This window comes from Candidatus Margulisiibacteriota bacterium, from assembly GCA_041658645.1.
GTDB lineage: Bacteria > Margulisbacteria > WOR-1 > O2-12-FULL-45-9 > XYB2-FULL-48-7 > JBAZZV01.
In genome coordinates this window covers 129,322-143,320 of sequence record JBAZZV010000003.1, presented here as the reverse complement: position 1 = coordinate 143,320, position 13,999 = coordinate 129,322, and the positions used below count along the sequence as shown (strand labels likewise).

9 protein-coding genes and 2 tRNA genes are annotated in these 13,999 nt (G+C 53.2%); 3 read left to right on the top strand and 8 right to left on the bottom strand.

From position 1 onward, the window contains the following. Positions 1-52: 52 nt before the first annotated feature. Both WC903_03525 and WC903_03520 read left to right on the top strand, forming a co-directional pair. Positions 53-124 (top strand) — tRNA-Ile (locus WC903_03525). A 22-nt stretch (positions 125-146) separates the two neighbouring features. Beyond that, a complete protein-coding gene (locus WC903_03520) occupies positions 147-314 on the top strand; it encodes a hypothetical protein (GenBank protein ID MFA5893016.1) in 168 nt (55 codons plus the stop codon). Here WC903_03520 and rpoD read toward each other — a convergent pair whose 3' ends face one another. The 8 genes from rpoD to yqeK form a co-directional block, all read right to left on the bottom strand. Beyond that, the gene (gene rpoD / locus WC903_03515) at positions 315-1,376 is read right to left on the bottom strand and encodes an RNA polymerase sigma factor RpoD (protein MFA5893015.1); all 1,062 of its coding nucleotides are present in this window, start codon (positions 1,374-1,376) and stop codon (positions 315-317) included. Positions 1,377-1,409: 33 nt separating this feature from the next. Further along, positions 1,410-3,152, bottom strand: a complete 1,743-nt coding sequence (dnaG, locus tag WC903_03510) for a DNA primase (protein MFA5893014.1) — start codon at positions 3,150-3,152, stop codon at positions 1,410-1,412. After that, positions 3,149-4,147: a deoxyguanosinetriphosphate triphosphohydrolase gene (locus tag WC903_03505; GenBank protein MFA5893013.1), complete on the bottom strand. Its 999-nt coding sequence runs from the start codon at positions 4,145-4,147 to the stop codon at positions 3,149-3,151. The genes dnaG and WC903_03505 overlap by 4 nt, the downstream gene beginning before the upstream one ends. A 3-nt stretch (positions 4,148-4,150) precedes the next feature. Further along, positions 4,151-6,880, bottom strand: a complete 2,730-nt coding sequence (gene ppdK / locus WC903_03500) for a pyruvate, phosphate dikinase (protein MFA5893012.1) — start codon at positions 6,878-6,880, stop codon at positions 4,151-4,153. Between the two features lie 55 nt (positions 6,881-6,935). After that, a tRNA-Ala gene (locus tag WC903_03495) sits at positions 6,936-7,008 on the bottom strand. Between the two features lie 61 nt (positions 7,009-7,069). Beyond that, positions 7,070-7,384, bottom strand: coding sequence for a ribosome silencing factor (rsfS, locus tag WC903_03490; protein ID MFA5893011.1), 315 nt, complete (start codon positions 7,382-7,384; stop codon positions 7,070-7,072). A 38-nt stretch (positions 7,385-7,422) separates the two neighbouring features. After that, positions 7,423-8,313: an LCP family protein gene (locus tag WC903_03485; protein MFA5893010.1), complete on the bottom strand. Its 891-nt coding sequence runs from the start codon at positions 8,311-8,313 to the stop codon at positions 7,423-7,425. Further along, on the bottom strand, positions 8,310-8,867 hold the full coding sequence (gene yqeK, locus WC903_03480; GenBank protein ID MFA5893009.1) for a bis(5'-nucleosyl)-tetraphosphatase (symmetrical) YqeK: 558 nt from the start codon (positions 8,865-8,867) through the stop codon (positions 8,310-8,312). Before yqeK ends, WC903_03485 begins: the two co-directional genes overlap by 4 nt. A gap of 177 nt (positions 8,868-9,044) precedes the next feature. On the opposite strand from yqeK, the gene WC903_03475 reads away from it, so the two are divergent. After that, complete coding sequence (locus WC903_03475; GenBank protein ID MFA5893008.1) at positions 9,045-13,892, top strand: AarF/UbiB family protein; 4,848 nt, start codon at positions 9,045-9,047, stop codon at positions 13,890-13,892. Positions 13,893-13,999: the final 107 nt, after the last annotated feature.

The following is a 13,999-nucleotide window of genomic DNA, read 5'->3' as shown; positions in this document are numbered from 1 at the left end:
CAATAATACCACGCCTTGACTGACGCGACAAGTTGGGCTAAACTGAAAAAACGGGCCCATAGCTCAAGGGTGGAGCAATCGACTCATAATCGACAGGTTCTAGGTTCGAATCCTAGTGGGCCCAAAAAAAACGGGAGGAAAATAACATGGCGGAAGAGAAAAAGGTCAAGAGTTTCGAAGAACTGATCAAGCAGGTCGAGGATTTCGAGAAGACGATCAAGAGCCTGGGCGAGAATGTCGCCAAGCTCAAGACCAGGCTGGCCGAGAACAAGGAAAAATACGGTCCAGACCTCTCGGCGTGGCCTAAAGAATAATTACTTTAAGTATTCCTTCAGTTTCTTGGCCCGGGTCGGGTGTTTCAGCTTGCGCAGTGCTTTGGCTTCGATCTGGCGGATCCGCTCGCGCGTGACGTTGAAGACCCGGCCAACCTCTTCCAAAGTCCGCGGATGACCGTCATCCAGCCCGAAGCGAAGCTTGAGCACCGTCCGCTCCCGCTCGGAGAGGGTATTCATCACATCTTCCAGGTCGTCGCGCAATAAACCCTGCAAGACGATATCGTCGGGCGCCTGGATCGAATGGTCTTCCACAAAATCACCCAGCCGCGAACTTTCTTCGTCCCCGACCGGGGCCTCCAGCGAGAGCGGCACCTGGGAGATGCGGATGATCTCGCGCACCTTGTCGACCGACATCCTGGCCCGCTGGGCGATCTCTTTTTCCGTTGGTTTGTGGCCGAGCTGCTGCAGGAGGATGCGCGAGGTCTTGCGCAGCCGGTTGATCGTCTCGATCATGTGGACCGGGATGCGGATGGTGCGCGCTTGGTCGGCGATGGCCCGGGTGATCGCCTGGCGGATCCACCAGGTGGCGTAGGTCGAGAACTTATACCCTTTGCGGTAATCGAACTTTTCCACGGCCCGGATCAGCCCGAGGTTACCTTCCTGGACCAGGTCGAGGAAGAGCATGCCGCGGCCGGTGTATTTCTTGGCGATCGAGACGACCAGGCGGAGGTTGGAGTTGACCAGCTTGTGCTTGGCGCGCATGTCGTCGGTCTTCATCCGCTTGGCCAGGACGATCTCTTCTTCGGAGGTCAGGAGGGGGAATTTGCCGATCTCGCGCAGGTACATGCGGACGGTGTCGTCAACGCCGATCCCCTTGATCTCGGCCAGCTCCTGGTGCAGCTCGTCGGCCTTGACCGGTATTTCCTCGGCGGCTTTCCCCTTTTTCTCGGAAAGCTCGATGCCGAGGTCAAGCAGCTGCTCGATCTCGTCCAGGTTCCTTTCCGGATGCGGGTAGACCGAAAGGATCTCTTCGGGCGTAAGGTACCCCTTGCGCGAAGCCGCCGCCCGCAGTAATTCCAGATTGTCTCTTTTCCCAAACATGCGATCCCCTCCGATTTGTTATCGCAGCTCTTGCTACGAAATTTCAGCCTTTAGGGTGGAAAGCAACTCCGCCACCCGCCGCTCGTCATGGGCGCTTTCGGCCGCCCGCAACTCTTCTTTTAAATTGGTGATCCTCTCCCGGGCGTTTTCGGCCTTGATCACATTGATGCAATCCGAGAGGATCTCGGCCTTATTTTCCAGATCAGAGCTCAACAGGACCTGGGTCAGGAAGCGTTTGGCCGCTTCGTCACTCAAGTTGTCGACGATCAAATTAGGGAGGTCGTTCCCCGCGGCCGGGTCCAAACCAAAGAGGACCGTGACAATGGTCCGGGCCTCGGGCGACTGGAACAGTTCCGGGCTAAGCTCTTTTTTTACCGCCGCCAACGCCTCTGGGTCCTGGGCGGAGAGGGCGATCAGCTTCTTTTCCGCTTCGGCCTGGCGAGAGGCCGGCTTGCCGGTGACCCGGCGCTGGTCGTTCTTCCCGCTCCGGTAAAAGCCCGAGCGTTTGACCTCGGCCAGGAGCGCTTCGGTTTCCATCTTCAGGAAACCGGCGGCTAGCTTGGCGTATTCCTGCTGAATAAAAGAGTCCTTTTCCTGCCCGAGCAAGGCGGCCACTTCGCGCAGGCCGCGCGCCCGGCCCTCGATCTCGGCTGGGTTGTGGCGGGCGACGATCCGCCTGATCTTGAACTCGAGATAGGGGAGGGCGTTCTCGACCGCCTGGCGGAAAGCGTCGGCCCCTTTTTGTTTAATAAATTCGTCGGGATCCTTGGCCCCGGTCAGCGTGACCACTTTGATCTTGAAACCGGAGCCGAGGAGGAGCTCGGCCGAGCGCTCGGCCGCTTTCTCTCCGGCCGCGTCGGCGTCATAGGCCAACACTACTGTATCGGCGAAACGGCCGAGTAACTTGCCCTGGGCGGCGGTCAGCGCGGTGCCGAGGGGGGCCGCCACGTTCTTTAGTCCGGCCTGGGCGACCGAGAGGAGGTCGAGGTTTCCTTCGACCAGAATGGAATACCCTTGCTGTTTGATCGCCTCTTTGGCCAGGTTCAGGCCAAAGATAGTCTCTCCCTTGTGGTAGACCGGCGTATCGGGCGAGTTGAGATATTTCGGATCGGTGTCGCCGAGCGCTCGCCCGGAAAAAGCGATCACCCGGCCGCGCAGGTCGAGGATCGGGAAAATCAACCGGTTGCGGAAACGGTCGTAATGGCCGCTCTGGTCTTCGCGCGGCAGGCTCAAGCCGGCCAGCTCGATCATTTGTGGTGAGGCCCCTCTGGCGATCAGGTGCTGGAAAAGAATTTCCCAACCCTGGGGGGCGAGGCCGAGACCAAAAGTCCGGGCCGTTTCGGCCTTGATGCCGCGCTCCGCTACATAATCCCGGGCGGCCTGGCCGTTCGTTCCTTCATACTCCTGCCGGAAGAAACGGGCCGCCAGGAGGAGGATGTCATAAAGCTTTTCTTTGTCGCCACGGGTCGGGCCGCTGCTGCCACCCGGAGCTTCGACCGCGATGCCGACCTTGCCGGCCAGCTCCACGACCGCTTCGATAAAGCTGATATTCTCGACCTTCATCAGGAAGTCAAAAACATTGCCCCCTTCGCCGCAGCCGAAACAGTGGAAAAGCTGCTTTTCTTCCGAGACGTTGAACGACGGGGTCTTTTCGGAGTGGAAAGGGCAGAGGCCGAGGTGGTTGCGCCCGCGTTTCCGCAAGGGGAGGTACTCGGAAACGATGTTGATGATATTGACCTTGCTCCGGACCGCGTCGATCTGCTCTTTGGGGATCAAACAGGTTTCCTCCACTCGTCGGGGACGAACAGCTCCTGGAATTTATTGATGGCGTAGCGGTCGGTCATCCCGGCGATAAAATCGACGGTGTGCTGCAGCTGGTCCGCCTCCTTGAACCCTTTCTGGAAAGCGGCGCTGTAGTGATAAAAGCGGAAGAGCTGATGGATCAGCTCCGGCACTTTCTCTTCTTCCTGCTTGGCCGCCGGGTTGGTGTAGACGTGGCGGTACATGAAATCGTAGAGGCCGTCCATGGCCGTTTGGACCGGGCGGCTCAGCCTGATCGTCTTGCGGTTGCGGCTGTTGAGAATGGCGCTCTTGACCATTCGGTCGAGAATGTTCTGCCCTAGGATCTTTAAATGCTGTGCCGGCAATTGCCGCTGGGTCAGGACGCCGGCCCGGATCGCGTCCTCGATGTCGTGCTGTAAATAGGCGATCCGGTCGGCCAGGCGGACGATCTGCCCCTCCAGCGTGGCCGGTTGTGGATCGTCGGGGGTGTGGTTGCGGATCCCGTCGATCACTTCCTGGGAGAGGTTCAGGCCGTGGCCGTCGTTCTCCAGCACCGAAACCACCCGGACGCTTTGGAAATTATGGAAGAACGAACTGCTGTAATATTTTTTCAAAATATCGTCGAGCACATACTCGCCGGCGTGGCCGAAAGGAGTATGTCCGAGATCGTGTCCCAGGGCGATCGCTTCGGCCAGGTCTTCGTTGAGGCGGAGGGCGCGGGCGATCGTCCGGGCGATCTGGGCCACTTCGAGGGTGTGGGTCAGCCGGGTCCGGTAATGGTCCTCGATCGGCGAGATAAAGACCTGCGTCTTGTGTTTCAACCGGCGGAAAGACTTGCAGTGGATGATCCGGTCGCGGTCACGCTGGAAAGCGGTGCGAAAATCGCACTCCTTCTCCGGCACGGCGCGCCCCTGGCTGTGAGCGGACAGAGCGGCGTACCTGGATAGGTAGCCGCTCTCCCGTTTTTCGATCTCCTTGCGGATGAGCATCAATTATTTAGTCGAGGCCTTCGTCTTTTCTTTGATCATCGCCTGGGCGGCGGCAAGGCGGGCGATCGGCACGCGATAGGGTGAGCAGCTGACGTAATTCAGGCCGGCTTTATGGCAAAACTCGATCGACTCCGGGTCGCCGCCGTGTTCGCCGCAGATCCCGACCTTGAGGTCTTTTTTGGTCTGGCGCCCCTTCTTGACCGCCATTTCGACCAGCTGGCCGACCCCTTCACCGTCCAACACCTGGAACGGATCGTTCTTATAGATCCCCATCTCGACGTAAGCGGGCAAGAATTTACCGGCGTCGTCGCGGGAGAGGCCCATCGTCATCTGGGTCAGGTCGTTGGTGCCGCAAGAGAAGAATTCCGCCACTTCGGCGATCTTGTCCGCGGTCAGAGCGGCGCGCGGGATCTCGATCATCGTCCCGACCAGGTATTCGATCTTGACCCCGAACTTCTTCATCGTTTCCGCAGCGACTTTCCGGATGAGGTCGACCTGGTTGACCAGCTCTCGGACCTCGCCGATCAGCGGGACCATGATCTCCGGGATGACCTTGAGCCCTTTTTTCTTCAGCTCGCAAGCCGCTTCGATGATCGCCTGGGCCTGCATTTCGGTGATCTCCGGATAGATAATGCCGAGGCGGCAGCCGCGATGGCCGAGCATCGGGTTGAACTCGTGGAGCGACTCAACTTTTTGCTGGACCTTTTGCAGGCTGACCCCCATGTCGCTCGCCAGTTCCTGCTGCTGGGCGGTCTCGTGCGGGACGAATTCGTGCAGGGGTGGGTCGAGGAGGCGGATCGTCACCGGCAGGCCGGCCATCGCCTCAAATATCCCGATGAAATCGCCTTTCTGCATCGGCAGAAGCTTGGCCAGGGCGAGCTTGCGGCCGGCAACGTCGTCGGCCAGGATCATCTCGCGGACCGCCTTGATCCGGTCCCCTTCAAAGAACATATGTTCGGTCCGGCAGAGGCCGATCCCTTCGGCGCCGAACTCGCGGGCGACTTTAGCGTCGTGCGGGGTATCGGCGTTGGTCCGGACTTTCAGGCGCCGTTCGGCGTCGGCCCACTTCATTAGCTGGCCAAACTCGCCGGAAAGGGTCGCCGTCATCGTCGGCACTTTACCCTTCATCACTTCGCCGCTGCTCCCGTTGATGGAGAGCCATTCGCCCTCCCGGATGACTGTCGACTTAACGCTGAACTGCTTGGTCTTGTAATCGATCTGGATATCACCGCAGCCGGCCACGCAGCATTTACCCATGCCGCGGGCGACGACTGCCGCGTGCGAGGTCATGCCGCCCCGGGCGGTCAGGATCCCTTCGGCCACGTTCATCCCGCCGATATCTTCCGGCGAGGTCTCGATCCGGACCAGGATAACTTTCTTTCCTTCCTTGGCCCAGGCTTCGGCGTCATCGGCGTGGAAAACCACCTGGCCGCTGGCGGCGCCGGGGGAGGCGGGGAGGCCTTTGGCGATCACTTCTTTTTTCGCCTTGGGATCGAAGGTCGGGTGGAGGAGCTGGTCGATCTGTTCCGGTCCGACGCGGAGGATGGCGGTCCGTTTGTCGATCAATTTCTCGGCCACCATATCGCAGGCGATCTTGAGGGCGGCGGCGGCGGTCCGCTTGCCGTTCCTCGTCTGGAGCATCCAGAGTTTACCTTTCTGGATGGTGAACTCGATGTCCTGCATGTCGCGATAGTGCTTCTCGAGCTTCTTATAGATCGCTTCCAAAGCCTTGTAAGCAACTGGCATCACTTCTTCCAGGGTCTTCTGGCCGGCGGACGTTTTGGTGGAGTGGTTGACCGGCTGCGGGGTGCGGATCCCGGCCACGACGTCCTCGCCCTGGGCGTTGATCAGGTATTCGCCGTAGAACTTGTGTTCACCGGTCGACGGGTTGCGGGTGAAGGCGACGCCGGTGCCGGAGTCGTTCCCCATGTTGCCGAAGACCATCGCCTGGACGTTAACGGCCGTTCCCCATTCGTGGGGGACTTTGTTGATCTGGCGGTACTTGATGGCGCGGTCGCCCATCCAGGAACCGAAGACCGCTTCGATCGCTCCCCAGAGCTGTTTCCACGGATCTTCCGGGAAATCGCTGCCGGTCCGCTTCTTGATGGCGGCCTTGAAGCGCCGGACCAGTTCCTTGAGGGCGGCGACGTTGAGGTCAACGTCCTGCTCGACCCGTTTTTCCTTTTTGACCTCGTCCATGATCTCTTCGAACGGATCGAGGTCGGTCTTGGTCTGCGGCTTGAGGCCGAGGACCACGTCGCCGTACATCTGGACGAAGCGGCGGTAGGCGTCCCAGGCAAAGCGCTCGTTGCCGGATTGTTTGGCCAGGCCGATCACCGTCTCATCGTTGAGGCCGAGGTTGAGGACGGTGTCCATCATCCCGGGCATGGAGACGCGGGCGCCGGAACGGACCGAAACGAGGAGGGGGTTAGCTTTGTCGCCAAAGATCGCCCCGCCCATGGTTTTTTCTGTATGCTTGATGCCGGCCTCGACTTGCTGATAAAGTTCTTTAGGATACTTCCGGTTCAGCTTGTAATAGACCGTGCACATTTCCGTGGTGATTGTGAAGCCGGGCGGGACCGGGATCCCCAACTTGCCCATTTCGGCCAGGTTGGCCCCTTTGCCGCCCAGCAGATTTTTCAGGCTGGCGTCGCCGTCGGTCTTGGCCCCTCCGAACAGATAAACATATTTCCCCTTTTTCGTCGTCTTGGATCCTTTTGAACCCTTAGCCATTGTCTTGCTCCTTCTTTTTTTTACTGACTGCCAAAATAATGCGGGCGAGAGAAAATGGAGCCGAGGGGGATCGAACCCCTGGCCTCCTGACTGCCAGTCAGGCGCTCTCCCAGCTGAGCTACGGCCCCATTAACAACCTCAAACATCCAACCTCAAACTTCAAAAACTTTGATAACGCAGTAAGTGAACCTAGTAATGATACACTACCGCGTCTTTGCCCCACAACTCCTCGAGCCGGTAATAGTCCCGTTCCGCCTGGCGCATGACGTGGACGACGACCGGGCCGAGATCGAGGACCAACCAACCGGAACCGATCACCCCCTCCCATTTTTGCCCTTTGATCTTCTGTTCACGCAATCTCTGGTTGATCTCATCGCCGATCGCCCGCAGCTGCGGGTCTGTCTCTCCGCTGCAGATGACCAGATAGTCGGCTAGGCTCGATCTCCGGCCGATCGAAAGAGCGACCAGATCTTCCGCTCCCTTGCTCTCCGCCGCCTCGACCACCAGTTGGACCAGCTTCTGGGCCTCCCCTGGTTTGATCGTTATTCTCCCGGCGAGACAGCCAGGCGCTTTTTGGCCAGGTGGCGTTCCACCAGCTGTTTGACCTGGGCCTCATCCGGCTTCCAATAATAGATCTTGTCGACCATCAGGTCGGTTCCCGGGACCATGTTCATGCTGAACTGGCGCAGTTCCAGTACGCCGCGCAGGGCGAGCGATAACCCGAGCACCTGGCGCGAGTTCAGGTTCGTCTGGACGCACTGGAGGAGAGAGATGAAGAGGTTAGGGGAGCGGATCAGGTTCTCCCGGCGCATGATCTCCGCCGCTACCGAGTTCACGAACTGCTGCTGCCGGCCGATCCGGGCGAAATCGTTGTCCGTGTGCCGGAAACGGAGATAGCCCATCGCCTGCTTGCCGTTGAGCTTCTGGCGCCCCGGCTGCAGGTCAATATGGAGGTCGCCCGCGTAATCAACATAATACATTCTCTTTTCTACGTCAATTGTCACCCCGCCGATCTGGTCGATCAGCGCCGCGATTCCCGCCAGGTTGACGGTGATGTAGTAGGGTATCTCGACTTGCAGGAACTCTGCGGCCGTCCGCCTTGCCAGCTCGACCCCGCCGTAAGCGTAGGCGTGATTGGCCTTGTCCAAGCCGCGTCCCGGGATCGTGACGATTGTGTCGCGCGGGATCGAGAGGATGGCCGCCTCTTTCTTGTCGGGATTGATATGGAGTACCATGATCGTGTCGGAGCGGTGACCGAAAGCGTCATCCACCCCGAGGACCAGGATATTGGCTTCCCCCATGATCGCGGCGGTCGGCGTCAGGCTAAAAAAGATGTCGAGCAGGGCAATCCGGGCGGCAATGCTGATTCCGAAGCCGACGGCCGCCGCCAGGCAGACCAGCAACACGGTGATGATGACAAAAGTTTTTTTCATAAGTAACTATTACGGGTCAGGACGCTCCCGGGATGGATCGGGACTTTTTTCCGGAGCAAATAAGCGATCTGCCGGCTGGCCGACTCAACCACCGCACCGTCCAGGTCCCGGAAGGCGAGGCGGCGCAAATTTTTGAGACCAGTGTAATCCCGGCCCTCTTCGATATGGTCGGCCAGGAAGACGATCTTCTCCAATTTTGACATCTTGGGCCGGCCGGTCGTATGGTGCCTGATGGCCGCCAGGATATCCCGAGCCTTGACCTCGAACTCTTCCCGGGCGAGACGGGCCCCTAATTCGCCATGGAGGAGTTTGGGTTCCTGGGCCTGGACCGGGTCGATAGTCAAACCGAGACGGCGCGCTTTTTTCAGGAGCCCGCTCCGGCTATCACGCCGGGCGCAATCGTGGAGCAGGGCGGCCAGCGAGGCCTTATTCAGGCTGACCCGGTGGCGGCGGGCCAGCGCCAGGGCGACCTGTTCAACTCTTAAGGAATGGGCGAACCTTTCCGGGTCAAGGGTCGCCTTGAGCCGGGCCACGATCCAACAGCGTTCTTTCATTTTTGGACAAAAAAATACCAAGGCGATCAAACGGCATCCCTGCCTTGGTTCCTGGGTTAATTTTAGCAATTTCCGGCCTAACTTGTCAACCCTTTTTTTTGCTGTTGTCAGGCCAGGGACCAGCAAGGGACCTGCAAAAAAAGTGAAATATTCATCAAATTTGCACGATATACATACGTGGAAATTAGAGCATCATTAATGCCGTCAGGTAAAGGCAGTAAAATTGCGTCTCCAGTTTTAAGCGCCGCATCAATTAATAGTGGAAGCTTCCCCGTACTCTCTCGTCTTCCTGGAACACCTCCCCTTTCATTAACGTTAAGTGGGCAAGGAATACATGCTATGCAAGCCCTCACTCCCAGGACCGGTAACAACATCCCCTACGACGCTCTGCGGAGCACCAATCGCCCGCTTCTCACTATTAAATTGAACGAGATATTAACCCATCTGGTTACTGCTTATTGCAGTCAAGACACATCTTTGCTTCCCTCGCCTGATCGGGAGAGGATAGAAAAAAATATTGAGATACTTAAACAAGCGCCTTTTGAAATAGCTCTTACAGAATCGTATTCAATTAATGCCCATTCTCATCCGCAGAAAAGAATAGTGTATGTTGACCTGGGCATCTTTGATGCCCTTATTAAACACCCTGAACTTGCTAACTGGGATACGATCGCTTTTGTGGTTGCCCATGAAATATCTCATACCATTTATGCGGAGCAAACCGAGTTGGCTCCTGAAGAAAAAGAAAAATGGGGAGCTCATGATATGGAAAACCAGTGCGACCGGGATGCCCTGGTCATGATGGATAAGGCGAGGTTTAATGTGAGATATGCTGGATTCGAATTCTTTCCTGATCGCGAGCTGTCTCCGGATTCAACCAATTACGGGCTAATTCAATCCCATCCCAACCCTTACGCGCGAAATAGTTTTATTAAGGAGCAGGTAAGGAACAGCTATCCGGAGGCTTATGCCAACGAATCATCGGCGCGAATATTTTCCGGCGAGGAAATTGAAGAGATAAGAATACTTTCGCCGTTTGAGGAAGCAATGAAGCGAAAGAACGGTCCTGGAGCAAAAGATATCACGGCCGGATTGTTAAGATGTTTTGACGCGCTGGCGGAATATCTTTTTATCATCAGCCCCGGATATCCGTTTGCAAATAGAGACTATTGGCTCACTAGCTCTGAATCTCCCGACTTGTCTCGTTCAATCCCCGATCCAGGTTGGCGCGAAAATTTTAAACTTTTTCTGGCAGTTCAAAGTAGCAAAGGAATATCCAATGAAACTGCGCTAAGAGGCAAGTATGCTAAATGTTTTCCCAATGATACGAATCAGGAAAGGTTTGAAAGCTTTGCCTGGCATTATTTTGTTGATGAAATTAATCGGGCCTCATTCAGGGCTGATCTGGAAGATAGATTAGCTCAAGCAGTGAGCAACATCCGGGATAGAGCTGCAAAAGAAGGTGATATAAAATGGCTGCGCGATGGAATTGAAAGAATAGATAGGATTGAAAGTGCAACCAGGGCCCGCGATTTAGCCGAGCTAAAGATTGCCGGCATTGTTCTATTTCTTGATTTGCCCGATTCGACCAAAGAAACGCTTATCGATATTTTTTCAGAAATTATTGGAATTCCACGGAAAGAAAATTCCGGCGCGAAAGTACTCATCGCGCTTTTGCGCGCTTTACCGGCTTTGGATTGTTTAAGAAAGAATAATTCAAAAAGAGATTTGCCCTATGAATCTATTTTAAGACGTTTTAATAAAGTATTATCCGAAAGGATCTTTAATGCAATTAGCGCTACCCCCCAAAATGCTCAAGAAACAGCTTGTTTTATTGAGCTCCTTTCCCTCTCCCTTTTCAATGGGATTCCCGTCAACAACCTCCTTGGAAGAACAAAAGTTATATATAAATTAGAAGCCGGACTGCTGCTTCCTCACCTTCACGCCATAGTTAAGGAGAATAATAAGGGACTTATTATTCTTTTATTTAGGTTGTTAGCGCCTGAAACTATCGCTGAAATACTAAAAGATAAAATAATATTCTCGTTTCTTTTGGAAAATCATCTTTTTGAAGCCCTGGCGCCGTTTGACCTTGGCAGAGTTATGCCGCTAGAGCGGATCGAAGAGATTATTTTTTCTGATAAACTTTCTTCTTTTTGGTTTGTTGTTTTAGATTGTGCGGCTTACAGATATACGACCAAAGAGGCCGATGAATTATTACATAGGATTCCGTCGCTGCTTAAGATTATAGAAAACAAATTGAAGGACCCTGAAAAGGATGGGGAAACCAGGCAACACCTCGCAGCAACAATAGAAAAACTATTGTCAAAAAATAAAACACCAGGAGAGTTTACAATAGATGATTATTGCAAAATATTCGAAATATATCCTGCCATAGCAAATACTGATACTTTGTTAAAATATATTAAAAATGCAAAAATAGAAGAGCTCATGCAACTTTTGCGGGCGATCAATTTTTCTTTAGGCTTGAGTGATGCGTTTCAAATCAAAATAGTTGTTAAAGAGCTTGCATCCAGATTTGGAATTGATCTTGACAAACAGATGGCTGATATTTTAGTTGAACCTAATACTCGCGGTTATTATCGGCTTAAACCTCAAATTTTGAATCGAGCCAGGGGGTTCTCACAAGTCATATTATCATTTGATGACTTATTAGGATTTAACAAAAAGAGTTCTAACGATCTGTTGGTTTCCCCTGATGAGTTTAAGGAATATCAGGAAGAGTTGTCGGATGAAATGTTTTTACTGCTTATTAAAACTTCGAGGTCCGGGCCTAAAACATTTTTAGTTTCCGCCTTTATAGATAAATTGATCAGGGAAAACAGATTTAATGAAGAAGCGCTGATGAAGCTAACTGAAGCTTCGGGCGACCAGACCATGCTTAATCTTAAAATCCCTGAAAATGGACTGCCGCCTGCCAGTGAAGGGCTGGGCAGGCGGATATCGCACAGGGATTTAATTTATTTAGCTTATTTTCATCGCCATGGCTTTGATAATTTGCGACGGCTTGCTACCAGCGAGCTTCAAGCGTGGTTTAATAAATACTGGCCGCATAAAAGCACTTATCGTGATGTTGTTTTGGTCAAGCTGTTTCGCGATACTTTTAATCAATTATCTCTCGATGATCAACAATTGGTTATTTCTCTTTTTCATCATGAAGAGCGAGCATTCAAGTTTAAAGTTAATTGCTATGAAGAACATATCAAAAACCAGCGATCCCTTGATGATAAAATAAACTTATTGTGTTCCATATTCCCGGAACCTTCCCCGACCCGCGATCAATATCTTAATGAAATCCTTCGATCGACTTCTTTTACCGTTACCGAATACGGCAGTGTAATTAATCCTTTATTCTCACGGAAGTCGCGGCAGTATCAAAGGAAAGAAAGCATTGCCCTAGGCACCGTGGGAGCCGCTCTTACGCAAGAAAGTCCGAAAAATAAAATGGAGATACTGCTCTGGTTGTTAGGCAAAGGCGGTAAACCGGGTGCTATTACAATGCAAGAAAATGGAATAGGGGCCAATCTTGATGAGCTCAAAGAATTGTTTGCCGCTTCAAAATCGTTCCGTGATGAAATTATTGAAAACTTTTTCGCCGGCAACAAAGGCCTCTTTTCTCCGGATAATCACGAGTCCCTGGAAAAATTCATTAATGCCGCACTGGCAGACCATCTGCAAATCAAGAAAGGTGATAGTGGATCTACGATAAAATTGAAGCAGTTTGCCGAAAAGGCCTTAAAGGAGTTTTTCCGCCTTGGCCTGATGTCAACTAAACTTCGGATCATGCAGGCATTGATCAATCAACTTATCGAAAATCGAGGCCGCCTTTCCCTTGAGGCGCTAATCAGCGCTTTCCTGGGAGCCCTGGGCGTAGTCGGCGTCAAGCTGGCGCAAATCCTTGCCTCCCGCCGGGAAATAGAAGCAGGTTATCCGGAACTTTACAGCCGGCTTAATGAGCTAAAGGACAATGCCAATCCGATGACTATTGAAGAGGCCATGGAAGCCATCTACACCAACCCGATCCTGGTCAGTAAAAATGTAAAAATAATTAGACCGGTCGGTTCAGCTTCGATCAAGGGGGTATTCTTGGTTGAAATCGAAGGTCGGGAATATATCCTCAAAGTTAGGCGCGCCAGAGCCTATAAAGATCTTCAGGAAGAAGAAGCAAGCTTTCGTGAACTTCTTGAAGCGCTTAAACCCGAGCTAAAAGCGGTCTATAGCGTATCACATTTACCTGATTACGCGGGTCGGATCTTTAGCTGGATAAAGGAAGAGATCGATTTTGAAAAAGAAAAGTCCAATTCCCGTCGTTTAAACCGGGCGGTCGCCGGACATTCTTCAAAAAATATTTCTGTGGCCGTTCCCTGCGTGGTGATGGAGCTTTCAAATCACAATACAATTATTGAGAATGCGGCTCCCGGCGTATCCCTTAAGGAAGCGGAGCAGGACCCTGCCAAAGCTGAATTGATCTCCACCGTGAAATCATTGATTCAGAGAATATTTCTGGCGCAAATCTTTAGGGAGGGCTTTTTCCACGCGGACCCGCACGGCGGTAATATTTTTATCCATCAAGCAGGGGATAAAAAGCTGGTTAACTTTATTGATACTGGTTTATGCGCGGAAATCGATGAAGCGACCAGAGAGTTTTTAAAAAGAATAACACATCCCTTAAAACGGGATATACTGACTGCCCTTAAAACCTTTCTTCCGCCGGAGGTTTTTGCAATAAATCAAGCAATGATCGTAAAAGAAGTTTCTGCCATTGAAAAATTGGCGCCGCAAAGGCAGGGACTGGCTTTACTCGCTCTCTTTGACAAACTTAAGAATTATGAGACGCCGGATGTTTTAGTGCGCGTATTTACCGGCATAAGCAAAGCTCCATTTCTTTTTGAAATGTTTGCCGAAAATCGGGATGAGTATCTTAAAGTATGGTCCTTCACCCTGGTAGAAAAAGCCAGAGCGTTCTTGGCGGAAGGCAAATCGCGCCTTTTTAAAAAGAAATGATTAACAATTGTAGCGAGTCGAGTAAGAAAATTAACCAATAGACTGCTTGATCTCTTCAACGAACTGGATCATTTTGTGAGTGGCGATGCCGATCCGCTCTTCGCCTT